This window comes from Flavobacterium eburneipallidum, assembly GCF_027111355.2.
Taxonomy (GTDB): Bacteria; Bacteroidota; Bacteroidia; order Flavobacteriales; family Flavobacteriaceae; genus Flavobacterium; species Flavobacterium eburneipallidum.
Genome location: NZ_CP114291.2, coordinates 644,882 through 670,067, shown reverse-complemented (window position 1 = coordinate 670,067; position 25,186 = coordinate 644,882). Strand labels below are relative to the sequence as shown.

The following is a 25,186-nucleotide window of genomic DNA, read 5'->3' as shown; positions in this document are numbered from 1 at the left end:
TAATTGTTATTTTGTAGCTTCTAAATTATGATGACTATGTTGAAAAACAACTGTAACTATATTTTGTTTCTGCTGATTTTAATACTAACAAGTTGCGCCAAAAGAGGCAGTATTACTGGTGGTTTAAAAGATACTCTAGCTCCTATTTTAATCAATAGTTTTCCTAAAAATTATAGCACCAATTTTAAAACAAAAGAAATCAAATTAACTTTTGACGAATATATTAAGTTGAAAGACATGAACAAGCAATTGATTATTTCTCCTCCAATGAAATATGACCCCGCTATTTTACCAACGAATGTTAGTAAATACATCTCCATAAAATTGCTAGACACGCTACAAGAAAATACTACTTACAGTTTTAATTTCGGTCAAAGTATTACTGATAATAATGAAGGAAATCCGCTAAACCAATTCAAATATGTTTTTTCTACAGGAAGCTTTATCGATTCTTTAAGCATTGGCGGAACAGTAAAAGACGCATACAGCAAAGACGTAGAATCTTTCGTTTCAATTATGCTCTATGATGTAAATGACAAATTTAAAGATTCTGTAGTTTATAAAGAAAATCCAAGATATATCACCAATACATTAGACAGTTTGAAGACTTTTAAAATAGAAAATTTAAAAGCAGGAAAGTATCTTTTAGTAGCTATGAAAGATTATGATTCTAATAATAAATTCAGTTCTAAAAAAGACAAAATTGGTTTTCACAAAGAGTTTATCACCATTCCTGGCGATACGGTTTATGAGTTGAAATTATTTAAAGAAAAACAAGCCTTTAAAACAACAAGACCTTTTCAAGTTTCTAAAAACAGACTCGTTCTCCCTTATGAAGGCGTTGCAAAAAACACTAAAATCACAATTAAAAATGGCACAGAGGAGCTACAAACGATTATCACTAAATTCCCTAAAAAAGACTCACTCCAAATTTGGTACAAACCACTGAAGGTAGATTCCTTGTCAGTAGCTGTTTCTCAAGAAAAATACAATAAAAATTATACCATTAAAGTTAAAGATCAGAAAAAAGATAGTTTGAATATTACTTCAATTCAATCAGGCACATTGCATTTGAATGAACGTTTTACGTTGACCAGCAGTACACCTCTAAACAAATTTGACAATTCTAAAATGAAACTGATTACCAAAGATTCTACTGTAGTAGCCTTCAAAACAGAATATGACGAGTTCAACCAAGAATTGTTTTTTGATTTTAAAAAAGTTCCTCAAGAAAGATATACTTTTCAAATTTTACCGGGTGCTTTGACCGATTATTTAGAACAATCAAACGACACTTTAAACTATAGTTTTTCGACTAAAGATTTAGCCGATTACGGTAATTTGAAAGTGAACTTACAAAATGCAAAACAGTTTCCAGTAATTGTAGAGCTAACTAATGAAAAAGGAGAAGTTCTGACCTCACAATATGCAGAAAACAGCACTTCTAAAATTGAATTTAATCTTATTGAACCTGCACTATTATGGCTTCGAGCTATTTATGATGATAACAAAAACAAGGAATGGGATTCAGGAAATTATTTAGAAAAACGCCAAGCCGAAGAAATTATTTATTTATCAAAAGCCATTGATGTCAGAGCCAATTGGGATGTGGATCAGGTTTTCGATTTGAGTATTCCGTACACACCTGAACCTAAAAAGAAAGAAGACAATAAAAAGAAGCTTGAAAAAAAATCAAGATTTTAATTCAAAAATATCTTTATCTTTAAGAAAACCTAATCTGTTTCTAGTTTCTAACAGTTTTTCTTTATTTAATTCAACGATAAAAATAGCATCAGACTCTTGTGGTTCGAGCATATAATTTCCAAGAAAATCGACTGTTTGCGAATGTCCGTTATATTCTAAATTATTTCCATCAAAGCCCACTCTATTCACACCAACAGTATAACACAAATTCTCGACCGACCGCGCTTTGAGCAAAATATCCCAAGCTTGAATTCTCACTTTTGGCCAATTGGCAACATAAAGCAACGCATCGTATTCTTCATTATTTCGGGCAAAAACAGGGAAACGCAAATCATAGCAAATCAAAGGACAAATTTTCCAACCTAGATAATCAACAATCAATTTTTGCTTTCCAGAAGTATATACTTTATCTTCTCCAGCCAAAGTAAACAAATGTCGTTTATCATAAAATTGGATTTCACCTGACGGAAAAACAAATACCAATCGGTTATAAAAATTATCGTTTTCTTTGATTACTAAACTTCCTGTAATAGCTGTTTTTTGGGCTTTCGCCAAAGATTGTAGCCACAAAACCGTTTCGCCATCCATAGTTTCTGCAACAACTTCAGGACTCATCGTGAAACCAGTTGAGAACATTTCAGGAAACACAATTAAATCTACTTTTTCAGAAATAGAATTGATTTTTTCTTCGAAATGATTTCGGTTAGTTTTTGGGTTTTCCCAAGATAACGAAGATTGGATTATGGCGATTTTCATTTTATAAAATTAATAAAAAATGGAACGCAGATAACACGGATCAAACAGATTTACACGGATTCTTATTTTGTAAAAACAAAAAATCTCGCTAATTCGCGAGATTTTTTTTCCATTTGATAGATACCACTTCTAATAACTAGACTAGAAATTATCTCTATTTTGTTTTTGCATTCCATGGACCATGGTTTTTGTATGCTGGTCCAGTTAACTTTTGTCTTTCACTACCGCCTATCTTCACTTCAACTAATTCTTTTTTAGAATTGTTTGTACCTGGCTGTTGGTTTTTATAGGCTGGGCCTTGGAGTGTAGTAGTATTGGTTTCTGAATATATTTTTACAGGTTCTGTTTTATGCATCCAGTGTTTATAATTTTTATAATCTGGACCTGTTAAATCACTTTGTTTCATATTACTTTTTTCTTGTGCAAATGCACCTAAAGATACTAATAAAACTCCTAAAATCAATGCTATTTTTTTCATGGCTATTACTTTTTTATTGTTTTTTCAAAGTTACAATCAGTAATAGGCTTCTAGGATTATGTGAATCTACCCAATTTGCATCCGTATTTATACGGATATTGATGTTTTTAATGTGTTATACTAAATTCATTTTTGCTGCTTTTTTAATGAGTTCGGCGGTATTTTTTACTTCTAGTTTTTTTAAAATATTGGCACGATGGGTTTCTATGGTGCGCGAACTCACAAATAGTTTTTCAGCAATTTCTTTAGTTGTTAAGCCTTTAGCAATTAATCCTAAAACTTCGGTTTCTTTATTGGATAAAACATTTTCACTGATGCTTTGTGTTGACATAAAGTTTATCATTTTTTCAGAAATTTCAGCACTAAAATATTTTTTTCCATTATAAACGCTCCTTATTGCAAGGATTAATTCGGCTTCATCTGTGTTTTTTAATAGATATCCGAAAGCACCCATTTTAGCGCATTTTGCAATGTAATTTCCATCATTGTGCATCGAAATTACAATAGGTTTTATATCAGAATTTAAAGTTTTTAATTCTTTTAAAACCTGAAAACCATCCATTTTGGGCATAGTAATGTCCAGCAATACAATATCAGCCTCAAATAGGCTGTTGATAAGCTCCATAAACTCAATGCCATCCCCAACACTTTTAACTATTTTTATATCGTCATGTTTTCTTAACAGTTCTGCAAGTCCGTTTCTAAAAAGCTCATGATCATCAGCTATTATTAATTTGATTTCGTTCATAATTCTACGGGTAATTCAATTTCAAAAGTTGTATTTCCGGGATTTGCATTGATGGTAATTGTACCATTGCAAATTTCTACACGTTCTTTGATGTTAGTAATTCCTAAACCTAATTTAACAGTTTTGATATCAAAACCAATACCATCATCAAAATAAAAAAGAGAAATAAATTCATCAAATTCCGAAAGTGTAATCCTGATATTTTTTGCATTAGCATGTTTTAATGAATTATTAATCAGTTCCTGGCTTATTCTAAAAAGATTAATCGCCTGATGGTTTGTAATATTAGAATTTTCCTGTTGGGTTAAATCTTCGTATTCAATAGTTACCGTTGTTGATTTTTTTAGGCTTTCGATAAAGTTGGTTAAGGTGACTCCAATTCCAAAATCATCTATTGAGGCAGGCATCAAGGCATTTGACATCAATCTGATTTCAGCAATGGTATCGTCCACTATTTTTTTCATTTCTGCTTTTTTCGATTCATTTTGAACCCTATTCTCAATATAGTGTTTTAATGATGTTAAATAAGGGCCTACACCATCATGGAGCTCTCGCGAAAGTCGGCGCCTTTCATCTTCCATACCGTTTACCAGCATTCGTTTGGATAGTATTCGGGTATTTTCTTCATTATTTCTAAACTCTATCAACTTATCTCTCATTGCTAAAAGGCTTTTTCCAAGCAAATCATTAGAACTTTTAGGTTTAAAATCGCTATGTAAATTCATTTTTCCAATATCATCAGAGAATTTTACGGCACCTTGCAAAGAAGCTTTCAAATTAGCCAAGGCGTCAAACATTTCCTTTATTTCCTTCGAATTTTTTATAAATTCATTGGTTTGGTTGTAGTCTCCTTCTGCCATAATTCGGAGACTTTTTTGCATATTTTTAATGGGGTTGGTAATAATTCTTGTCAGGAAAAGAGAAAGCATAACAGCCAGTAAAAAAATTCCAAGAGTTAAAGCTGCAAGTCTTTCCTTTAGTTCTTTTAAAGGTAGAGTAACCTCATCAACATCTATTTCAGATAGAATAACCAATTTTAATTTCCCAACTATCATGAGACTATAAACGCTATATACATCAATTCCTCTATAGTCTTCAAAAACGCCTCTGCCATTTATACCTTTAAAAGCATTGGTGACTCCTTTTGTTTTAACAAATAAGGTATATGGAATTTTATTGGGATAAAAACGAGATTGAGAACGCATTCGGAAATCTTCGCCAACAAGATAGGATTCGCCACTGTCACCCATTCCTGTTCGTTCTAGGAGTATTTTTTTTATTTTATTGTAATCTAAAATTTTAATTTTTGTACCTCTTTCCGAATTCGATATAAAACCTATTGTTGTTTTATTATCAATCTGAAAACCTGTAAAATCGTGAATTCCATTTATTTTTTTAATGCTGTCTGGAAGCTTTAATACAGTAGTGTCAATATTTTGATTGTACAATTCAGAAGCCTCAAATCGTTCCCATTCTGATTTTAACAAATGCTCAATCTGGTTTTGCTTTAGGGTTTTAATAGAATTTAATTGCAACAAAATACGATCATTTAAAACGTTTGAAAATTGCTTGTATGAAGAAAAAGACAACAAAGCAATTACCAGTGCGATCAAGCTATTGATTATAATTAGTATTAATGTTTTAATGTTCATTAAATCTATTTTAAAGTCTAAATATAACTGTTTTATCCCAGAAGAGGTAAACTTTTACAAACAAAAAACGTCCCGATTGCTCGAGACGTTTATGATATAATTTTTTTGAAATATTATTTCAAACTGGCTGATAAAAATTCTCTGTTCATACGAGCGATGTTTTCCAAAGAAATTCCTTTAGGACATTCTACTTCGCAAGCTCCAGTATTGGTACAGTTACCAAAACCTTCTTCATCCATTTGACGCACCATATTTAGTACACGGTCTGTAGCTTCAATTCTTCCTTGTGGCAACAATGCGTATTGAGATACTTTTGCTCCAACGAATAACATGGCTGAACCATTTTTACAAGTCGCTACACAAGCTCCACAACCAATACAAGCTGCTGCTTCAAAAGCTTTGTCTGCATCTTGTTTGTTAATTGGAGTTGCATTTGCATCAATAGTGTTTCCAGAAGTATTCACAGAAACGAAACCTCCTGCTTGCTGAATTCTATCAAAGGCACTTCTATCTACTACTAAATCCTTAATTACAGGAAAAGCTGCAGAACGCCATGGCTCGATAACAATTGTATCTCCATCGTTGAACATTCTCATATGCAATTGACAAGTAGTGATTCCTGTATCTGGTCCGTGTGCACGTCCGTTAATATACAAAGAACACATTCCGCAGATTCCTTCACGACAGTCGTGATCAAATGCGATTGGCTCTTTTCTTTCGTTTACTAATTGTTCGTTCAATTGGTCTAACATTTCCAAAAATGAACTAGCCGTAGAGACATCGTTCAATTTGTATGTTTCCATTTTTCCTTTTTCTTTGGAGTTTTTTTGACGCCAAATTTGAAGGCTTATATTGATATTTTTTGCTGCGCTCATAATTTTTTTATTTGTAATTTCTTGCGGCTATTTTAATAAACTCGTATTTCAATTCCTCTTTGTGAAGTTCCGATTTTGTAACATCGTATCCTTTGTTTTCCCAAGCTCCTACAAAAGAGAAGTTTTCGTCATCACGAAGTGTTTCTCCTTCAGCATCCTGATACTCTTCACGGAAGTGACCTCCACAAGATTCTTTACGCTGTAAAGCATCCATAGCCATCAATTGTCCTAATTCGATGAAATCGGCAACACGAAGCGCTTTTTCTAATTCAGGATTCAATTCGTCTGCACTACCAGGAACATAAACGTCTTTGTAGAATTCTTCTTTTAAAGCTGCAATTTCAGAAATGGCTTCAGTTAAACCTTTCTCATTACGACCCATACCCACTTTATTCCACATAATGTGTCCTAAACGTTTGTGGAAATGATCCACCGTTTTAGATCCATTATTAGATAAGAATTTGTTGATTTGCTCTTTTACACTATTTTCAGCAGCTACGAATTCTGGCAAATCTGTAGAAATTTTTCCAGTACGAATATCGTCCGCTAAATAATTAGAAACAGTGTAAGGTAATACAAAATATCCATCAGCCAAACCTTGCATCAAAGCAGAAGCTCCTAGACGGTTCGCTCCGTGGTCAGAGAAGTTAGCCTCTCCTGCAACGAAACAACCTGGAATAGTAGATTGTAAGTTATAATCAACCCAAACTCCACCCATGGTGTAGTGAACTGCAGGGTAAATTTTCATTGGAGTTTCATAAGGATTCTCGTCCGTGATTTTTTGGTACATGGTAAACAAGTTACCGTATTTTTCCTCCAACCATTTTTTTCCTAAAGTAAGAATTTCTTCTTGAGAAGGATTGTGGTTTCCTTTGGCGTAAGCCGTTTGTTTTCCTTTATTTTGAATCTCTGTAGAGAAATCCAAATAAACTCCTTCATTGGTATCATTCGCTTCAATTCCGTGACCTGCGTCACAAACTTCTTTTCCTGCTCTTGAAGCCACATCACGAGGAACCAAGTTACCAAATGCAGGATATTTTCTTTCTAGGTAATAATCTCTGTCTTCTTCAGCAATTTGAACTGGTTTTAATTTTCCTGCTCTAATAGCTTCTGCATCTTCTTTTTTCTTTGGAACCCAAATACGTCCAGAGTTTCTTAACGACTCTGACATCAAGGTCAATTTCGATTGATTGGTTCCGTGAACTGGGATACAAGTTGGATGAATTTGAACATAACAAGGATTTGCAAAATAAGCTCCTTGTTTGTGAATTTTCCAACCAGCAGTTACATTCGATCCCATGGCATTAGTAGAAAGGAAATATACGTTTCCGTATCCTCCCGTTGCAATAATTACAGCGTGAGCAGAATGTCTTTCTAACTCTCCTGTAACCAAGTTACGAGCAATGATTCCACGAGCTTTTCCGTCAACTTTTACCAGTTCCAACATTTCGTGACGGTTGTACATATCGATTCTTCCTAAACCAATTTGTCTTGACAAAGCAGAATAAGCCCCTAATAACAGTTGTTGCCCTGTTTGTCCTGCAGCGTAAAAAGTACGTTGTACTTGAGTACCACCAAAAGAACGGTTATCTAAATTTCCACCATAATCACGAGCAAAAGGAACTCCTTGAGCCACACATTGGTCGATGATGTTTCCAGAAACTTCAGCTAAACGGTGTACGTTTGCTTCACGTGCTCTGTAATCTCCACCTTTGATAGTGTCATAAAACAAACGGAAAGTACTATCACCATCATTTTGATAATTTTTTGCAGCATTTATACCTCCTTGTGCAGCGATTGAGTGCGCACGACGTGGTGAATCTTGGTAACAAAATGCTTTTACATTATAACCCATTTCGGCAAAAGAAGCAGCTGCCGAAGCACCAGCTAATCCTGTTCCTACTACGATAATATCTATTTTTGGTCGGTTGTTTGGAGCAACTAACCTTAAGTGATCTTTATAATCAGTCCATTTTTGTGAAATGTGACCTTCTGGTATTTTAGAATCTAGTTTCATTATGATAGATTGATATTAATTATTAATAAAATGGTGAAAAATTGCAATGAAAATAAATCCAGCAGGAACTATTACCGCAAATGAATAACAGATGGTATGCAATGATTTTCCAATTTTGTTATCAAATCCAATGGATTGCAAAGACGACGTAAAACCATGCCACAAGTGCAATGCTAGTAACACGAAAGAAAGGCTATACAAACCTGTACGAACTGGACTTTCAAATTTAGCCACCAATTCGTGGAAATATCTAGTTTCATCAATTGCATTTACTTCTACATATTTGTAAACCATTTCGTGAAACCAAAAATCATACATGTGTAATCCTAAAAATGCCAAAATTACCAAACCAGAAATAATCATATTTCTTGATGCCCAAGTAGAATTTGCGCCACCATCGAATTTTACATAAGCAATTGGTCTTGCATTTCTATTTTTGAGTTCTAATACAAATCCCATCACAAAATGAAAAACAACTCCAGCTACTAAAACAGGCTGCATTACATATTGTATTACAGGATTATACCCCATAAAATGAGACATTTCATTGAAAGCCTCTGCACTAAAAACAGAAACAAAATTGATAAAGAAATGTAAAGCTAGAAACGAAATCAGAAAAACTCCAGAAAGTGCCATAGCCACTTTTTTTGCTATTGACGACTTCAACAACGTAGATTTTGCCATAAGATTTGAATAAATTATTTATAAAATTTAGGCAAAAATAAACCAAATAGTAATGAACTACAACCTTTTCGTTACTATTTATAATAAATCTAAAGTGATTTTTAAGAGAACTATTTTACCCTTTTCAGGAGCAAAACATTGAACTATTATCATTATTAAATACGTATTTTTACATTATTACGTATTTTTACGTATTATTCGAATTATCTCAATCTGAAATTTCGTTTTGATTCTTCAAAAAAATTATTTTTTTAAACAAAGAAAAATTAAAATGTTATTTTTCCTTTTTTGCCTTCAAAGTATTTACTTTTGAGTATTCAAAAAAATTTTGCACAAAATGAAATACTATCCAATAGACCGCCAACTTTTTATAAAAAACCGCACAAAATTCACGGCTCAAATGAAGCCGAAAAGTGTGGCGGTTTTCAACTCCAACGATATTTATCCTGTTTCTGCCGACAGCACTTTGCCTTTTGCACAACACCGTGATATCTTCTATTTATCGGGCGTAGATCAGGAAGAAAGTATATTATTGCTTTTTCCTGATGCACCTTATGAAAACCAAAAAGAAATGTTGTTCCTGAAAGAAACCAGTGAACACATTGCCATTTGGGAAGGTGAAAAACTGACTAAAGACCGAGCTTTTGAAGTTTCGGGAATCAAAACCGTGCATTGGTTGCAAGATTTTGAAAAGGTTTTAGCCGAAATAATGAGTTATTCCGAAACGATTTACATCAACACCAACGAGCATTATCGCGCCACTGTAGAAACCGAAACCCGAGAAGCACGTTTTGTGAAATGGTGGAAAGATAAATATCCTGCTCATCAGGTTGCCAAAAGCAATCCGATTTTGCAAAGATTACGTTCTGTCAAGGAAAGTGAAGAATTGGATTTAATTCAGAACGCCTGTAACATTACCGAAAAAGGTTTTAGAAGAATTCTCTCTTTTGTAAAACCCAACGTAATGGAATACGAAATCGAAGCCGAATTGATTCACGAATTCATCCGCAATCGTTCCAAAGGTTTTGCCTACACACCCATTATCGCTTCCGGAAATAATGCCAATGTGTTGCATTACATCGAAAACAACCAACAATGCAAAGCTGGTGATTTGATTCTGCTTGATGTCGCTGCAGAATATGCTAATTATTCCAGCGATTTAACGAGAACCATTCCTGTTTCTGGTCGTTATTCCGACAGACAAAAAGCGGTTTACAATGCTGTTTTACGAGTAAAAAACGAAGCCACCAAAATGCTGACTCCAGGAACTCTTTGGAAACAATATCAGGCTGAAGTGGGCAAAATAATGACTTCGGAATTGCTAGGCTTGGGACTTTTGGACAAAGCCGATATACAAAACGAAAACCCGGATTGGCCAGCCTACAAAAAATATTTCATGCACGGAACTTCCCACCACATGGGATTAGACACTCATGATTACGGAATTCTAACCGAACCAATGCAAGCCAATATGGTTTTCACCGTCGAGCCCGGAATCTACATTCCAGCAGAAGGTTTCGGAATTAGGTTAGAAGACAATGTGGTCATTCAGGAAACTGGCGAGCCGTTCAATTTGATGCGCAATATTCCGATTGAAATTGAGGAAATTGAAACGCTTATGAATTCTTGATTAGAAAAAAGATTCAAGAATAAAGAGAAAAGACGGCTTGCAGGATTGTGAGCCGTTTTTCAGTACAATAATCATTTGTGTAACTAAAATCTATGATTCATCTTTTGTGCCACGAACCAAACTAATTCCAGACATAAAAAACACGATTCCTAATATTCCATAAATAATTAATGACTTAATATCTCTTGTTTCGCCAGATGTACCAGCAAATATAACTGCTGTATAAATAAGTCCAACAATTCCCAAAATGGTTAGCAATCCTCCGAAAAATCTTTTTAGATTCATAATTTCTGTATTTAAAAGTTACTAACAAATTTATAATCTTACTCATTTAATTTGTTATACTATTCTTTGTAAAACTTGTATTATTACCGTAACATTTTCAGTCCATTTTTTGGGTTAACTACTTTAAAATATTTTTCATATTACTTAAATGATTTAAAAAAAAATTAGCCTTATTTTTGCTCCAAGTTTAAACCAATGAATCAAATCCTCTACAAAAACACGAATATCTCGTATTCCGATACAGGAAAAGGTAATGCCGTTGTGTTGCTTCACGGTTTTTTAGAAAACCAAACAATGTGGGAAGATTTAGTTCCGGAATTGAGCAAAAAACATCGTATTATCACCATCGATTTATTGGGTCACGGTGAAACAGAATGTTTGGGTTACGTTCATTCTATGGAAGACAACGCCGAAATAGTTCAGGCCGTTTTGTCCAAATTACGAATCCGAAAAGCGGTTTTTGTCGGGCATTCTATGGGTGGTTATGTAGCTTTGGCTTTCGCCGAATTGTATCCTGAAAATGTGAGAGCTTTGGTTTTACTGAATTCCACTTCCAAAGCCGACAGCGACGAACGAAAAGCCAATCGAGATCGCGCCATCAAAGCGGTGAAGAAAGATTATACTACATTTATTAGACTTTCTATTGCCAATCTTTTTAGTCCCGACAATCGCGAACGATTAATTGACGAAATCGAAAAGGTAAAAATCGAAGCATTGAAAACTCCACTACAAGGCGTTGTGGCTTCACTCGAAGGAATGAAAATCCGCAAAGATCGAGAGGTTTTATTGCATCTTACTCCCTATCCAAAAATGCTGATTTTGGGAGAAAAAGATCCTGTTTTGAATTATGAAGATTCCCTAGATCAAATTGAAGACACTACTGTAGAACTCGTTACATTCGCAGACGGACACATGAGCCATATTGAAAATCGAGACGAATTGAAAACCGTTTTATTGGACTTTTTCAAAGGAGTTTAAAATTTTTAATGAATTCAATTTGTCATTTCGACGAAGGAGAAATCACATTAGTTGCTCTCGTTATGTGATTTCTCCTTCGTCGAAATGACAAAATAACAGTTTCTGCTAAACTCAATAATTAAACTTTCTCCACAAAATCTTTTGTCACATCCAAAATCTCATTCAGCAACAAAACCATTTGCTCCAGATAATCATTTAAAATAGCGGTATCAATTGTTGTATTTTCTTCTTTTCCTTCTTTAAAACTGAAAGGTAAAAAACCCGATTTCAAGTTTTTGAACGAAATGATTCCAGCTTCCATCGGTTTTCCGTTGGCTTCCTTTTCATACATATAAGCATACGCCAAAACCTGAATAATTTTGTCGTTTTTGATTTCGTCCGTTAATCCTTTCCACGATTTCAAGGTAACGTTTGGCTTATCCACTTTTCCGGTTTTATAATCTATAATTCGGATAATTCCGTTGCGTTCTTCTATTCTGTCCACTTTTCCAGCAATTTTTATTGGAAAAGGCAAACTCGTATGTTCCAAAATTGCTTCACAAGCTTTTTCTAAATGAAGTATTTTTATCGCATCGCCATTTTTAATGCTTTCCAATTCGACTTTCAAGAAATTAGAAACGTTGCGTTTCGCTACTTCAAAAGCCAACAGATTGCGTCCTTTTTTGATTTCGCCTTCTTTATAAACCAACTTGAATTGTTTCAACACTTCGGCATCCAACAATTTGAAGCAACCCAAAATATCATTTTCAGACAAAAATTTCCCAATAAAAGGCGTATATAAATCTTCTAAAGTTTCGTGAATAATAGTTCCCAAAGTATTCAGGGCAATGTTTTCTTCCACTTCTTCGACTTCGCTAATTCGGAGAATTTTTTGGAAATAAAAATCAATCGGATTTCGGATATAACTCGTCAATGCCGAAGGTGAAAATCCTTTTTCGGCAATTTCCTTTAATCGTATCATCACCGATTCCGACTTTGGAACGACAATTGGCTGATAAGCGGTTTCGGGTAAAACAGCATTGTAGATTTCGTGGGTTAATGTATGTTTGGCTTGTTTTTCGACTTCCAATTGGGTAATGAAACGACTTTTTTCGCCTGCATCCAAACCTTCACTTTCGGTGTTGTAAATCAAATAAATATTCTTGGCTCGTTGCAATAAATGATAGAAATGATAGGTATAAATAGCATCTTTTTCCTTGAAAGTAGGCAAGCCCAATTCCCTTTTAACATCATACGGAATAAACGAATTCTGCGATTTTCCCGCCGGAAATTTTCCTTCATTCATTGAAGTGACAATCACGGTTTCAAAATCCAAAACCCGACTTTCCAATACTCCCATTATTTGCAAACCATTCAAAGGTTCTCCTTCAAAAGACACTTCGGCCAAATCAATTACTTGTTTGTAAATGGCATAAAGCGTTTCAATTTTTTCGATATGGGAATGCTGTGAATAGTAATTAATCAATTTGTTGATTACTTTAAAAATAGCATAAACAAAGGCTTTGGTGATTTTTTCTTCTTCGTTGTCGTTGCTCAAATTCGTTTTAATGGTTTGCAATAAACTCGAAATGGTTTCCAAAACTTCCATCGAACCATTCTCCCATTTTTGGAACAACAACAAGAACAAATCCGTTGGATTGGGATTCAATTCCATTAATTTCTGATGCGAAATAAATGTATAGTTATTTTTATTGATTAGATTCACCAAAGCATTGGTTTTGGCATAAGGTTCAACCAAAGGATGCGTTAAAATATCCAAAACATCTTTGTAATATAACACATAACTTTTAGCATTCCGGGACAAGGCATTGGTGTGCATTTTAAACAATTTGGCAATCAAAATCTGAGCTGGATTGTTCTTGCTCGAATAGCCCATCGTAATATTCAAAGCACCAACTGTGGAAGGCAAAGAATATAAAAGTGGAACTAATAAATTTTCTTCTCCCAGCACTACAGCCACTTTGTCGAGTGTTGTATTAGGATTATCAGTAACTATGTTTTCTATGATACTGCCCGCAATTTTGGCTTGACCAATACTTTTAGGAGTACCTATAACTTGTATGTTTTTCGATTGCGAAAAATCGTCCACAATCCATTCAAAAGGATTGGATTTATAGTGTTTCCAACTCGATTTGAAACGTCTCACAAACAATCCAGCATCGTGATAGGGATCGTTTAAAAAAGTTTGATCAATATCCCAATAAATGGCAGCTTGATCAGAAGCTATCAGATGTTGAATGATTCGTTCTTCGGCAGCATTCAAGGCATTAAAACCCGCAAAAAGGAATTGTTTCTCTTTTATGGAATCCGAAAAATGATTAAGGTTGTTTACGGCTTCTCGATAAATCAAACCTTGGTAACCAATTCCTTTGTTCAATAAATGACTGTAAAGTGATTGATAGTAATTGGGTAGTAATTTCCAAAAATCAATATAATTTTCGAGTAATTGTGTTTTGTTCTCAACTTCAATTCCCCATTTTTTGATGTCTTCAATATCTTTTAAATAAGAAAGCACATGTGACGGATCTAATAAATAGCGATCAATCTCGTTGAAATCCTGTAGTAATGTTTTAGCCCAATTGGCAAAAAGTTCAAAGGATTGCTGATTTGGTTTTTCAGTAATAGACAGATAAACTTCATAGAATTCAAATAATAATTCTATGGGGTCGATAGTACGAATGTTGGCAATATCCTGAATAAAATCCTCAATACTAATAATCTCTGGAGATAGAATATTAGTTGAAACTTGTTTTTTTAAGGCTTCAATCAAAAATATTTTGGCTCGCTTGTTGGGCAAAACCACAATAGTATTCGAAAGTTTCTGTGAATAGTTCTCAATTAAAACTTGAGCAATTTTATCTAAAAATGAAGTATCTATCATTTTATAAAAATAAAAAAAGCCATTCAATTAAGAATGGCTTTTGAAAAATTATTTGAAAGTAAATTATTCTTTAATTAAAGAAACTTCTACTCTTCTATTGTTTGCTTTACCTTTAGCAGTTTTGTTAGTATCAAGTGGTTTAGTTTCACCAAAACCAGTAGATTTCAATCTTTCTGTAGCAATACCTTTTTCGATTAAGTAATTTTTAACCGCTGCAGCTCTGTTTTCAGATAAAGTTTGGTTTAATTGGTTACTACCATCGCTATCAGTATGACCTTCGATCATAAAGTTTGAGTTAGGATACTCTTTTAAGATTCCAGCAATTGATTGTAATACTGCGAAAGATTGAGTTTTGAAAGAAGATTTTCCAGAATCAAACAAAATAGTTTTACCATATTCGTTTAATTGTTTGATAGTTTCAGGAGTTACTTCAGGACAACCTTTGTTGCTAGCAGGACCAGCTACAGTAGGACAAGCGTCATCTTTATCTTCAACACCATCTTTATCAGTGTCAACGATTGGACAACCACCGTTAGATTTAGGACCAGCTACAGTAGGACATTTGTCATCTTTGTCAGCGATTCCATCTTTATCAGTATCTGGACAACCTTTGAAAGCAGCTAAACCAGCAACTTCTGGACAAGCATCATCTTTATCAGCAATACCATCTCCGTCAGTATCAGGACATCCGTTTAAAGCAGCTAAACCAGCAACTTCTGGACAAGCATCGCTTCCGTCGATAATTCCGTCTCCGTCAGTATCAGGACATCCGTTGAATTGCTTTAAACCAGCAACTTCTGGACAAGCATCATCTTTGTCATAAATTCCGTCTCCATCAGTATCTTTTCCTCCAAATTGGAAAGTAATACCTACAGTGTGTTGTAAATGAGAAGGAGCTTTAGGAGTATTGATATCTCCAGCAACATTTCTATCATTACCAACTGCAGATTTGAAAGTTGAAGCCAAAGCTAAACCAACATTATCAGTAAACCATAAAGTTAAACCAAATCCAACATTTGCAGTTCCAAAGCTATTATCTCCTAGGAAAGTATAACCTCCACCTACGTGTACAGAAGGATCAATTACTTTAGATTTAATTGCATTTTTAAAACTGTATTTAACATTTCCATCAATACCGTAGTACATCAAATCTCCAGGGTTAACTACAGCATAACCAGCAGAGTTTGCCAATGGAGAACTTGGATTAAAAACAACAAATTTTTCAATTTTGTTAATAGATCCTTGAATACCAACAGAAAAATTATTTCCTACTGATCTAGCAATACTTAAGTAAGATACAGATGGAAGAATATTCCAATTTTCACTTACATTGAATGGCTGTGATACGTGTGAATTAAAGAAATTTTTCCCTCCTCCAGCACTAGTTCTTGTGTCAACGGCATTAACTCCAAAAGACAATGCCCATGGATTGTTACTGTCTTGTGCTTGAGAACCCATGGTCATCAGCATCATTCCAGCAAATAAAAGTTTGTTAAGATGTTTCATACTTAATTTTGTTAGATTACTATTTTTAAGATACAAATATAATGTGTACTTTTTTAACTACAAAACGAAACGTTAAAAAAAATACAACCAATTGATTAAAAATAACCATATTCGCTCCCTTTCTCTACCTATAATTAAGGATTCTAAAATTTATATTATTCATCACAATTAATGATTGAAAGTTTTTTCTTAATGAAATTACCCCGAATTTACTTGAATTTCAAAAATTCACTACTCTTATTTGCTGTCCAATATATATCAGAGCCTTTTTTACAACCTTATAACCCATCAATTCAATGGCTTTTTGGTAATTCTCTAATTGTAATTCGTATTTTGGATTGTGTATTCCTGTTTTATAATCTAATAAATAGACTTCATTTACAATATTCACAACCATTCGATCCGGTTTAATGGTTCGACCTTCTTTTTGAATAATAGTTTGTTCATTCAAGACTTGATTTCCTTCTTCAAAACAAATTGAAAGTTCAGGATGATTTACAATTTCTTGAATGGTTTTATAAACAGCCTCTTTTTGAGCGTAATTAATCAATCCACTTTCGACGGCTTTTGTAATTGCCATATCAATATCGTCCTTAGTTTTTACAAAAGATAAAATCTCGTGAACTACATTTCCGTATTCTATAGCTTCTTGCTGGTGCGTTCCCCACATTACTGATTCCCTTTGGGCAATTTTAATGTTTTTTGGATTCAAAACTTCGCTAACAGATTGAATCAATTGAACTTCTTCGGTTGTGTCGCTTTCGGAAGATAATTTGCTTGAAACTCCAAATTCGTACTCTGATTGACCTTCGTTGAATTTCCCTTTACTGTCTAAATAATTAACAAAAAAAGTGGACATTTTGTTCTTTCCTGGAATTCCTTTAGCATCTAAATTCATATCCGAAATCACAAACAACTGCTCTTCGGCACGAGTCAAAGCCACATACAGAACATTAATATTGTCCAATAATTCTTCCTGCGATTTTTGAACGTAAACCGTTTTTGCGGATTCTCCAAAACCCTCAACGGCTTTGCTATTATCTACTAAAACTTTAGGTAAACCAAAATCATCAGCTTCGGCATCAATCCATAATTTACTTTTTGGACTTTTGGCATAATCTTCATCAGCAAAAGGCATAATCACGACCGGAAACTCCAATCCTTTCGATTTATGAATAGTCATAATTCGAACTGCATTTTTACCTTCGGGAGACGGAATGCTGAATTTCTCCCCATTCTTGTTCCAAAAATTCAAGAAATCCGAAATACCCGCTTGGTTGCGAACATCTCGCTCCAAAACAATATCCAAGAAATATTGAATATAAGCATTGCCGCTTTGTGAATTCAGGAATTTACTCACTATAAGTTCCACCGATTCATACAAAGATTTTTTTCGAATGTCTTGAAAGGAAAGTGAAATATCAAAATTTGTTAGCCAATTTTCAAATTCAGCTTCCTGTTTTTTATCCATTCCTTGCGCAATAAAATCGTGAACAGGCAATTGATCCTGAATATTATCGGCAACATAATGAAGGAAATGCGCTTTAGCTTCTAAATCGGAGCTATTTTTCAGGTATTTCAATAAATGAATAATAAATCGAACTTCAGTTGCATTTTGAATCATCAAGGTTTCCGATGATAAAAGCGGAATTCCCTGCTCAGTCAAATAATTGGCAACGGCAATTCCGTGACTGCGTTTTCGGGTCAAAATTACGATGTCTTTGTATTCAAAACGGTGCTGTTTTACTTTTAAAATGGTATTTAATGTCGCCAATAAATACAATTCGGTTTTGTCCAATGCCTCTTCATCTTCTTCGCTTTCTTCTATTTTTGGGATGAAAGAAATATTGACGTAACCACCTGTTTTCGCATTCGTTTTCTGATGGCTATGATTTTGATACAAATCTTTGTAATCTTCATGTTCGAATTCATTGGACAACAACTGAAAAAAGTCATTGTTGAATTCGATTATTTGCGAATACGAACGGTAATTTTTGTCTAAATGTTCTAAAACTTTCTCGGGATTATTGAACGGATTGTGCTCTTTACTCAATTCTATAAATTGCTCGGCTTTTCCGCCACGCCAACGGTAAATGGATTGTTTCGGGTCGCCCACAATCATTAGAGTTCCTTTTTCGCCATCAATTTCACTAGATGTAGCGTTGTCAATCAACGGAATCAAATTTTGCCACTGCATTTCGGAAGTATCCTGAAATTCGTCAATAAAAAAATGACGGTAACGTTCGCCCAATCTTTCATAAATAAAAGGAGCTGGCTGGTTTTGAATCTCCCGATGAATAATAGCATTGAATTCCGAAATGGAAAGCACGTTTTGTTCCTCCTGAATCTTGGCCAATTCATTGCTGACGGTATTTAACAAAGATAATGGCGTAATGTTTTTCAGGAAAGCTTTGTAGAAATCCCGCTTTTCGAAGTTTTTATAAATTGTGCCGAGAATTTGTAATAATTCAGGGATAATACTTTCGATAATTGCTCCGTCTTTGGCAGTTTTGTTGATAGAAATATCCTCAAATTCCCGAAACATTTTATTTTTTGGATTGAATTTTCCATCCACTATACTTTGAAGATGATTTGGAAACGTTCCTCTTGAAAAGGATTTTAAATCAATTCTGTTTTTTTCGATTAATCCCAAAGCGTTTTCGGCAAATACTGTGTTTTCTTTTTCCAGAACTTTACAGGCTTCGGCGAGTTTATTTTTTATTTCGACAAATTCAGCAATAGTTTTGTCTTGAAAATGAGTAATTTCATTCCGATTGTTTTCATTGAGAACCAAACGACCCGTTTCTAAAATTTCTCTGGAAATATCCCAGGATTTGTCATCATCGGTTTTTTCCATCGTGAAATCGATGAGTAATTTGGTCAAAGTTTCGTCTTCACCCGCTTGCGCAATGATGGCATCGACCGCTTCAATGAGCAAGTTTTCAGTATCCAAAGTCACTTCAAAAGTCATTGGCAAACCTAAATCGTGAGCAAAAGCCCGAATGACTTTGTGCGTGAATTTATCAATCGTAGAAATATCAAAAGCCGCATAATTATGAATGATGTGTTTGATGATTTGCTGTGATTTGGTTTTGATTTGAATGATGGAAAGCTCCGTGTCTTTTGCCAAATCCCTCATTAAATCCTGTGCTTTTTGACTCGGTTCGTCTTTGGCAAATTCAGATAAATTACCCACGATTCTACTTTTCATTTCGTGAACCGCTTTGTTGGTAAACGTAATGGCGAGAATGTTGCGATAGGCATCATTTTTATTAGCAACAAGAATAATTTTAAGGTATTCTTTGACAAGTGCATAGGTTTTTCCCGAACCCGCGGATGCGTCATATATGGAGAATGAGGGTCTTTGCATTTTGATTTTTGATTAATCAGGATTAAAAGTAATACAAAGATTTCTAACTTTCTATTGTTTTATAATCTTAATAGTTGAAGCCAATAAATTCAACAAAAAAACCTTTGGATAAAGCCAAAGGCAATTCAAAATATTGAAGCAGAATGTATTTTTTACTTTTCGTACATTTCGATAGTCTTCAATAATTCTACTGAATATTTAAAAATATCATCCAAAGTTTCTATTTCATTTTTTGTTTCTTTTTTGTTTTCGTCAAATAATCCAATCCATTTTTTTCCGCCGTTTAAATACAATCTGCAAACTGCTTTTCGATTATTATCATCCAGAAAAATGGCAAAATACGATTGTGCATCTCTATAAGTCACTCTTGTTGCTGGAATGTTTTGTCTCAAAATAGTTTTAACAATCAAAAATCCTTCAAGCTCCTCTTCAGTCGTATTTATTTTGCTAATATCTTCCAGATTTTGTTCGGCTGAAATTTCATTTGAATTTTCAGGTTTATTTTTCTCATCCTCTTTAGACAAGGCAGTTTTCAACCTATCAGTAATTAAATCACTAATATAATGCTGAATAGATTTTTTAGTCAATTCTGTGAATTGCTCTAGAACTTTAGCCGTTACAACACTTGGATAAACTTGTTTTGCAAAATGCTTTACAAACTCCGGAGTTGGTTCTGTAAGTTCTTTGTTCAATAAATGTTTGAGTTCATTCATAAATTTCATTTCACTAGCCGTATTAACAATGCTTTCGGCATCAAAATTGGCTTTGTGAAATTTTTTCAATTCCTCAATTTGATTGTCTTTGATTTCGGTAATATTAAATTCTAAAAATGGTTTTTCGTCCATTTTATTTGGCATTACTAGATCCGAATAAAACCGATAAACTATTCCGTTTGTCAACAAACCAAACTTTGCTTTTGAAACGTGAAAATACCTTAAAAGCTGACCGTCGTGAACATTCAAATTTTGTCTCCAATCTTTACATTCGACTAAAATCGTCGGATTTCCATCTTTAAAAATGGCGTAATCAATTTTCTCTCCTTTTTTAATCCCAATATCTGCAATAAATTCAGGAACAACTTCTAATGGATTAAAAACATCGTAACCTAAACTTTGCAAAAATGGCATTACGAATGCGTTTTTTGTAGCTTCTTCGGTTTGAATATTGTCTTTGTGTTTTGTTCGGTCAGCAATTAATTTAAGTTGGTCTTTTAAATCCATAATTTGTTGTTTAGTTTAAATTGTTACTTTCTATTTTTATTTCCCACCAAATCTATCAAGGAAAAAACGCATTACTTTACGGGTTTCCACATTTGAGCAAAATATTTTTATAGTTATCATTTACGATAACCGTATTGAGCAAATATAAAACAAATTTTGACTTATCGTAAATGATAAGTAGAGTTTGGAAGAATCAATACAAATACAGGTTGGCAAACGCATTCAGAAAATCCGAAATGAGAAAAATATCTCTCAACAGGATTTGGCTGCCAAATGTAATTTTGAGAAAAGTAATATGTCTAGGTTAGAAGCTGGTAGAGCAAATGCAACACTTTCTACTTTGGAGATAGTATCAAAAGCTTTGGAAATAGAAGTAATTGAATTATTTAAGTTTTAACGATTAGTTCCTTAACAACGTTGGTTACGTTGCTAAAAACACACCCCCCATTTATTTAATAGAATTATAACAAAATAGAATTTCCTTTTCAAAGTTAATTGTTTATTTTTGAATAAAATTTTTATAAATCATTTAAACAACAATATTATGGCTTTTGAATTACCACAATTACCTTATGCTTACGATGCATTAGAACCACATATTGATGCTAGAACAATGGAAATCCACCATTCTAAACATCATAATGCTTATACTACTAACTTGAATGCTGCTATTGCAGGAACAGAATTAGAAGGTAAAACTATCGAAGAAATATTATCCAATTTGGATTTGAAAAATGGTGCTGTTCGTAACAACGGTGGTGGTTTTTTTAATCACAATTTATTTTGGACTGTAATGTCTCCAAACGGTGGCGGATTACCAACAGGAGAAGTAGCTGCTGCTATTGACAGTGCTTTTGGTTCTTTTGATGCTTTTAAAGCGGCTTTTGCAAAAGCTGGAGCAACTCAATTTGGTTCTGGATGGGCTTGGTTGTGTGTGAAAGACGGAAAATTAGAAGTTTGTGGAACTCCAAACCAAGATAATACTTTGATGCCAGGTGTAGGTTGTGGTGGAACTCCAATCTTGGGAATGGATGTTTGGGAGCACGCTTACTACTTGAACTACCAAAACAGAAGACCAGATTATATTGAAGCTTTCTTTAATGTAATTAACTGGGATGAAGTAGCAAAAAGATATGCTGCGGCAAAATAGTCTTTTTAAGAAAATAGACTTTTAGATAATAGACGAATAGACTGAAAAGTTTGTTCGTCTATTTTTTTTGTACACTTCATAAATCTGAAATCTACAATCTGAAGTCTGAAATCTTTTTAGGGAGTTTATTCCAATAAAAAAGGTGGAATTGCTTCCACCTTTTTTGCCCCAAATCTACCATAAACTTAACCTACTAATATTATGGTTCTGTAAAGGTATCTATGTAATGTACTATCCAAAAACTTAATAGACGAAATGCCTAAATAGTCGTTAAAGTACCAAAAACAAATTTAATAGGCTCTAGCATCTTTTCCTTCATAAAAATTCATAAACGCTCTGTTTACCACACGATTACCTCCAGGAGTTGGATAATCTCCTGTAAAGTACCAATCGCCTAGGTTTTTAGGACAAGCAATGTGTAAATCTTCAACCGTTTGGAAAATAATTTTCACTTCGGCATTGATTTCTGGCGAACTTAACAATTCTGATATTTTATCTGAAACTTCCTGCGGTTGGAATGGTGCGTAAATTTCGGTTACAAAATTCACTACTTCGGTATCTTGGAAATCCTCTTGTTTTTTACACTTGGCGTAAACCTCGTCAACGATATGATACAGGTTTCTTTCTTTTAGCAATTCTAATGCCGCCTGAAAAGCAATTAAACCTTCTAGTTTTGCCATATCGATTCCATAACAATCAGGAAAACGAATTTGTGGAGCCGATGAAACAATAACAATACGCTTTGGTTTCAAGCGATCCATCATTTTAATGATACTCTTTTTAAGCGTCGTTCCACGAACAATACTATCGTCAATGATTACCAAATTATCCGTTGGTTTTATCACACCATAAGTTACATCATACACGTGTGCAACCAAATCATCACGACTACTGTCTTCGGTGATGAAAGTCCTTAATTTCGCATCTTTGATGGCTACTTTTTCGGTTCTAATCTTAACTGCCAAAAGCTCTTGAAGCGTTTCTTTGGTTAATGTATTTCTGTTTTCTAGGATATAATTGTTTTTTCTTTGATTCAGGAAATCCTGTGCTGCTTCGACCATTCCGTAGAATGATGTTTCGGCTGTATTTGGAATATAAGAAAAAACAGTATTATCAGTATCACTTTCAATAGCATCCAAAACCGCTGGAAGAATTAATTTACCAAGATTTTTTCTTTCTTGATATATCTCTGCATCACTTCCACGAGAGAAATATATTCTTTCGAAAGAACAGGCTTTTTTAACAGTTGGTTCTAGAATTTGCTGTTCGGTTACCAGTCCGTTTTTCTTTATGATCAAAGCATTACCAGGCTGTAATTCCTGCACTTTATCAAAATCAACATTGAAAACCGTTTGGATAACTGGGCGTTCTGATGCTACTACAACAATTTCATCATCTTCATAAAAATAAGCCGGACGAATTCCTGCTGGATCTCTAAAAACAAAAGCGTCTCCGTGACCTAGAAGCCCTGCCATAGCATAACCTCCGTCGAGATTTTTAGAAGCTCTTCTTAATATCTTACCCACATCCAATCTTTCGGCAATTACAGGTGATGCTTCTCTTTTATTTAAACCTTCATTTTTACATTCCTGATATAAATCAGTAACTGCATTGTCTAGGAAGTGTCCGATTTTTTCCATAACCGTTACAGTATCCGCCATTTCTTTTGGATGCTGTCCTAAATCAATAAGATTTTGAAAAAGTTCTTTTACATTGGTCATATTAAAATTTCCGGCCAAAATCAAGTTTCGGTGCATCCAGTTGTTCTGACGTAAAAATGGATGAACACTTTCGATACTGTTTTTCCCAAAGGTTCCATAACGGACATGACCTAAAAACAACTCCCCCAAATAAGGAAGCTCTTTTTTCTGCAAAGCTACATTATCCGCATATTCAGGATGAGCCGCCATTTCTTCATTGATTCTATCATTGATTTGAGCAAATACATCTTGAATAGGCTGTGCTTGATTAGATCTCACACGGCTGATGTATCTCTCACCTGGTTCAACATCCAATTTGATACTGGCAAAACCTGCTCCATCCTGCCCACGATTGTGTTGCTTTTCCATCAAGAGATACATTTTTTGTATTCCGTAAAAAGCTGTTCCGTATTTTTCTTTGTAGAATTCTAACGGTTTTTTCAATCTTAAAAGGGCAATACCACATTCGTGTTTAATTGCGTCGCTCATCGTAAAGTAGTTATGTAGTTGTTGTTTATATCAAAAAAGCCCCGTTTCCGAGGCTTCATAATTTTGCATTATAATTCTATATCAAATTGGGTCAATGACTTGAATTGCTTCAATCTCGACACCACTTCGTCTTTTTCAAGTGAGACCATTCTTTCAGTTCCAAATTTTTCTACACAGAATGAAGCTAAATTAGATCCATAAATAATGGCATTTTTCATATTCTCAAAGGAAATGTCACCACTTTGTGTGATGTACCCCGCAAATCCGCCTGCAAAAGTATCTCCTGCTCCTGTTGGATCAAAAACTTCTTCTAATGGCAAGGCTGGTGCAAAGAAAATTTCTTTATCATGAAACAATAAAGCCCCGTGTTCTCCTTTTTTAATCACTATGTATTTTGGTCCCATAGCATGGATTTTTGCAGCAGCTTTTACTAATGAATATTCTCCTGACAATTGTCTAGCTTCTTCATCATTAATTGTAATAACATCCACACGTTTGATTACATCTAATAATTCTGACAAAGCACAATCCATCCAAAAATTCATGGTATCCAAAACTACTAATTTAGGTTTGGTTTCCATTTGATCTAAAACGCTACTTTGTACTAATGGATGCAAGTTTCCAAGCATTACAACATCAGCATTTTTGAAATTTTGAGGCACTTTTGGCTGAAAATCCGCCAATACATTCAATTCGGTTGCCAATGTATCTCTGGAATTCAAATCGTTGTGGTACAAACCACTCCAAAAGAATGTTTTTCCACCTTTGACCACTTCAAGACCTGAAATATCAATATTTCTATCCGTTAATAAATCTAAATATTCTTGTGGAAAATCATCACCAACAACAGAAACGATTGCAGATTGTAATTTAAAATGAGCTGCAGAAAGTCCTATATAAGTTCCTGCTCCACCCAAAATTTTATCTGTTTTACCAAAAGGGGTTTCGATAGCGTCGAAAGCAACGGTTCCAACAATCAATAATTTATTCATTATATGTTTTTCGAATTAAAGGTGCAAAGATAGTTCATAAGTTTTAGAGTTGCAAAGGATGATGCACTCAA

19 protein-coding genes are annotated in these 25,186 nt (G+C 34.2%); 5 read left to right on the top strand and 14 right to left on the bottom strand.

All coding sequences use genetic code 11. The features are described 5' to 3' along the window. Positions 1-36: 36 nt before the first annotated feature. Positions 37-1,704 carry an Ig-like domain-containing domain gene (locus OZP15_RS02820; RefSeq protein WP_281336942.1) on the top strand — a complete coding sequence of 556 codons (1,668 nt, stop codon included), beginning with the start codon at positions 37-39 and terminating at the stop codon, positions 1,702-1,704. Here the strand turns inward: OZP15_RS02820 and OZP15_RS02815 are convergent. From OZP15_RS02815 to OZP15_RS02785, 7 genes are all read right to left on the bottom strand, one after another. Next, entirely contained in the window at positions 1,693-2,460 is a 768-nt protein-coding gene (locus OZP15_RS02815) for a nitrilase family protein (protein WP_269226980.1), read from the bottom strand. The genes OZP15_RS02820 and OZP15_RS02815 overlap by 12 nt on opposite strands. A gap of 154 nt (positions 2,461-2,614) precedes the next feature. Continuing rightward, positions 2,615-2,938 (bottom strand): hypothetical protein, encoded by a 324-nt coding sequence (locus OZP15_RS02810; RefSeq protein ID WP_281336941.1) that lies wholly within the window; start codon positions 2,936-2,938, stop codon positions 2,615-2,617. Positions 2,939-3,053: 115 nt separating this feature from the next. Further along, positions 3,054-3,686: a response regulator gene (locus OZP15_RS02805; protein WP_269226978.1), complete on the bottom strand. Its 633-nt coding sequence runs from the start codon at positions 3,684-3,686 to the stop codon at positions 3,054-3,056. Then, positions 3,683-5,338: a sensor histidine kinase gene (locus OZP15_RS02800; RefSeq protein WP_281336940.1), complete on the bottom strand. Its 1,656-nt coding sequence runs from the start codon at positions 5,336-5,338 to the stop codon at positions 3,683-3,685. Before OZP15_RS02800 ends, OZP15_RS02805 begins: the two co-directional genes overlap by 4 nt. Positions 5,339-5,451: 113 nt before the next feature. After that, positions 5,452-6,213: a succinate dehydrogenase/fumarate reductase iron-sulfur subunit gene (locus OZP15_RS02795; protein ID WP_281336939.1), complete on the bottom strand. Its 762-nt coding sequence runs from the start codon at positions 6,211-6,213 to the stop codon at positions 5,452-5,454. A 7-nt stretch (positions 6,214-6,220) separates the two neighbouring features. After that, positions 6,221-8,230 (bottom strand): fumarate reductase/succinate dehydrogenase flavoprotein subunit, encoded by a 2,010-nt coding sequence (locus OZP15_RS02790; protein WP_269226974.1) that lies wholly within the window; start codon positions 8,228-8,230, stop codon positions 6,221-6,223. Positions 8,231-8,245: 15 nt separating this feature from the next. Beyond that, entirely contained in the window at positions 8,246-8,914 is a 669-nt protein-coding gene (locus OZP15_RS02785; protein ID WP_269226973.1) for a succinate dehydrogenase cytochrome b subunit, read from the bottom strand. 337 nt (positions 8,915-9,251) lie between these two features. Between OZP15_RS02785 and OZP15_RS02780 the strand changes: the two genes are divergently transcribed. Beyond that, positions 9,252-10,544, top strand: coding sequence for an aminopeptidase P family protein (locus OZP15_RS02780; protein WP_281336938.1), 1,293 nt, complete (start codon positions 9,252-9,254; stop codon positions 10,542-10,544). Positions 10,545-10,634: 90 nt separating this feature from the next. Here the strand turns inward: OZP15_RS02780 and OZP15_RS02775 are convergent, their stop codons facing one another. Continuing rightward, a complete protein-coding gene (locus OZP15_RS02775) occupies positions 10,635-10,829 on the bottom strand; it encodes a hypothetical protein (protein WP_269226971.1) in 195 nt (64 codons plus the stop codon). Between the two features lie 195 nt (positions 10,830-11,024). Here OZP15_RS02775 and OZP15_RS02770 point away from each other — a divergent pair, with 195 nt between their 5' ends. After that, positions 11,025-11,807, top strand: a complete 783-nt coding sequence (locus OZP15_RS02770) for an alpha/beta fold hydrolase (protein ID WP_269226970.1) — start codon at positions 11,025-11,027, stop codon at positions 11,805-11,807. 118 nt (positions 11,808-11,925) lie between these two features. On the opposite strand, the gene OZP15_RS02765 is transcribed toward OZP15_RS02770, so the two are convergent. The 4 genes from OZP15_RS02765 to OZP15_RS02750 form a co-directional block, all read right to left on the bottom strand. Further along, positions 11,926-14,688 carry a PD-(D/E)XK nuclease family protein gene (locus OZP15_RS02765; RefSeq protein WP_281336937.1) on the bottom strand — a complete coding sequence of 921 codons (2,763 nt, stop codon included), beginning with the start codon at positions 14,686-14,688 and terminating at the stop codon, positions 11,926-11,928. A gap of 63 nt (positions 14,689-14,751) precedes the next feature. After that, positions 14,752-16,194: an OmpA family protein gene (locus OZP15_RS02760; RefSeq protein ID WP_269226969.1), complete on the bottom strand. Its 1,443-nt coding sequence runs from the start codon at positions 16,192-16,194 to the stop codon at positions 14,752-14,754. Positions 16,195-16,414: 220 nt separating this feature from the next. Then, a complete protein-coding gene (locus OZP15_RS02755) occupies positions 16,415-19,564 on the bottom strand; it encodes a UvrD-helicase domain-containing protein (protein ID WP_281336936.1) in 3,150 nt (1,049 codons plus the stop codon). A 152-nt stretch (positions 19,565-19,716) separates the two neighbouring features. Continuing rightward, positions 19,717-20,784, bottom strand: coding sequence for a type I restriction endonuclease (locus tag OZP15_RS02750; RefSeq protein WP_269226968.1), 1,068 nt, complete (start codon positions 20,782-20,784; stop codon positions 19,717-19,719). A 184-nt stretch (positions 20,785-20,968) separates the two neighbouring features. On the opposite strand from OZP15_RS02750, the gene OZP15_RS02745 reads away from it, so the two are divergent. Both OZP15_RS02745 and OZP15_RS02740 read left to right on the top strand, forming a co-directional pair. Beyond that, positions 20,969-21,181, top strand: a complete 213-nt coding sequence (locus tag OZP15_RS02745) for a helix-turn-helix domain-containing protein (RefSeq protein WP_269226967.1) — start codon at positions 20,969-20,971, stop codon at positions 21,179-21,181. 147 nt (positions 21,182-21,328) lie between these two features. Further along, on the top strand, positions 21,329-21,934 hold the full coding sequence (locus tag OZP15_RS02740; RefSeq protein ID WP_281336935.1) for a superoxide dismutase: 606 nt from the start codon (positions 21,329-21,331) through the stop codon (positions 21,932-21,934). Between the two features lie 290 nt (positions 21,935-22,224). Here OZP15_RS02740 and OZP15_RS02735 read toward each other — a convergent pair whose 3' ends face one another. Together OZP15_RS02735 and OZP15_RS02730 are read right to left on the bottom strand one after the other, a co-directional pair. Further along, positions 22,225-24,123 carry an amidophosphoribosyltransferase gene (locus OZP15_RS02735; protein WP_269226965.1) on the bottom strand — a complete coding sequence of 633 codons (1,899 nt, stop codon included), beginning with the start codon at positions 24,121-24,123 and terminating at the stop codon, positions 22,225-22,227. Positions 24,124-24,191: 68 nt separating this feature from the next. Continuing rightward, the gene (locus OZP15_RS02730) at positions 24,192-25,115 is read right to left on the bottom strand and encodes a PfkB family carbohydrate kinase (RefSeq protein WP_269226964.1); all 924 of its coding nucleotides are present in this window, start codon (positions 25,113-25,115) and stop codon (positions 24,192-24,194) included. Between the last annotated feature and the right edge of the window lie 71 nt (positions 25,116-25,186).

Coding starts and splice junctions, on each gene's coding strand:
- OZP15_RS02820 (WP_281336942.1), top strand. CDS start 37: ATGTTGAAAAACAACTGTAACTATATTTTGTTTCTGCTGATTTTAATA.
- OZP15_RS02815 (WP_269226980.1), bottom strand. CDS start 2,460: ATGAAAATCGCCATAATCCAATCTTCGTTATCTTGGGAAAACCCAAAA.
- OZP15_RS02810 (WP_281336941.1), bottom strand. CDS start 2,938: ATGAAAAAAATAGCATTGATTTTAGGAGTTTTATTAGTATCTTTAGGT.
- OZP15_RS02805 (WP_269226978.1), bottom strand. CDS start 3,686: ATGAACGAAATCAAATTAATAATAGCTGATGATCATGAGCTTTTTAGA.
- OZP15_RS02800 (WP_281336940.1), bottom strand. CDS start 5,338: ATGAACATTAAAACATTAATACTAATTATAATCAATAGCTTGATCGCA.
- OZP15_RS02795 (WP_281336939.1), bottom strand. CDS start 6,213: ATGAGCGCAGCAAAAAATATCAATATAAGCCTTCAAATTTGGCGTCAA.
- OZP15_RS02790 (WP_269226974.1), bottom strand. CDS start 8,230: ATGAAACTAGATTCTAAAATACCAGAAGGTCACATTTCACAAAAATGG.
- OZP15_RS02785 (WP_269226973.1), bottom strand. CDS start 8,914: ATGGCAAAATCTACGTTGTTGAAGTCGTCAATAGCAAAAAAAGTGGCT.
- OZP15_RS02780 (WP_281336938.1), top strand. CDS start 9,252: ATGAAATACTATCCAATAGACCGCCAACTTTTTATAAAAAACCGCACA.
- OZP15_RS02775 (WP_269226971.1), bottom strand. CDS start 10,829: ATGAATCTAAAAAGATTTTTCGGAGGATTGCTAACCATTTTGGGAATT.
- OZP15_RS02770 (WP_269226970.1), top strand. CDS start 11,025: ATGAATCAAATCCTCTACAAAAACACGAATATCTCGTATTCCGATACA.
- OZP15_RS02765 (WP_281336937.1), bottom strand. CDS start 14,688: ATGATAGATACTTCATTTTTAGATAAAATTGCTCAAGTTTTAATTGAG.
- OZP15_RS02760 (WP_269226969.1), bottom strand. CDS start 16,194: ATGAAACATCTTAACAAACTTTTATTTGCTGGAATGATGCTGATGACC.
- OZP15_RS02755 (WP_281336936.1), bottom strand. CDS start 19,564: ATGCAAAGACCCTCATTCTCCATATATGACGCATCCGCGGGTTCGGGA.
- OZP15_RS02750 (WP_269226968.1), bottom strand. CDS start 20,784: ATGGATTTAAAAGACCAACTTAAATTAATTGCTGACCGAACAAAACAC.
- OZP15_RS02740 (WP_281336935.1), top strand. CDS start 21,329: ATGGCTTTTGAATTACCACAATTACCTTATGCTTACGATGCATTAGAA.
- OZP15_RS02735 (WP_269226965.1), bottom strand. CDS start 24,123: ATGAGCGACGCAATTAAACACGAATGTGGTATTGCCCTTTTAAGATTG.
- OZP15_RS02730 (WP_269226964.1), bottom strand. CDS start 25,115: ATGAATAAATTATTGATTGTTGGAACCGTTGCTTTCGACGCTATCGAA.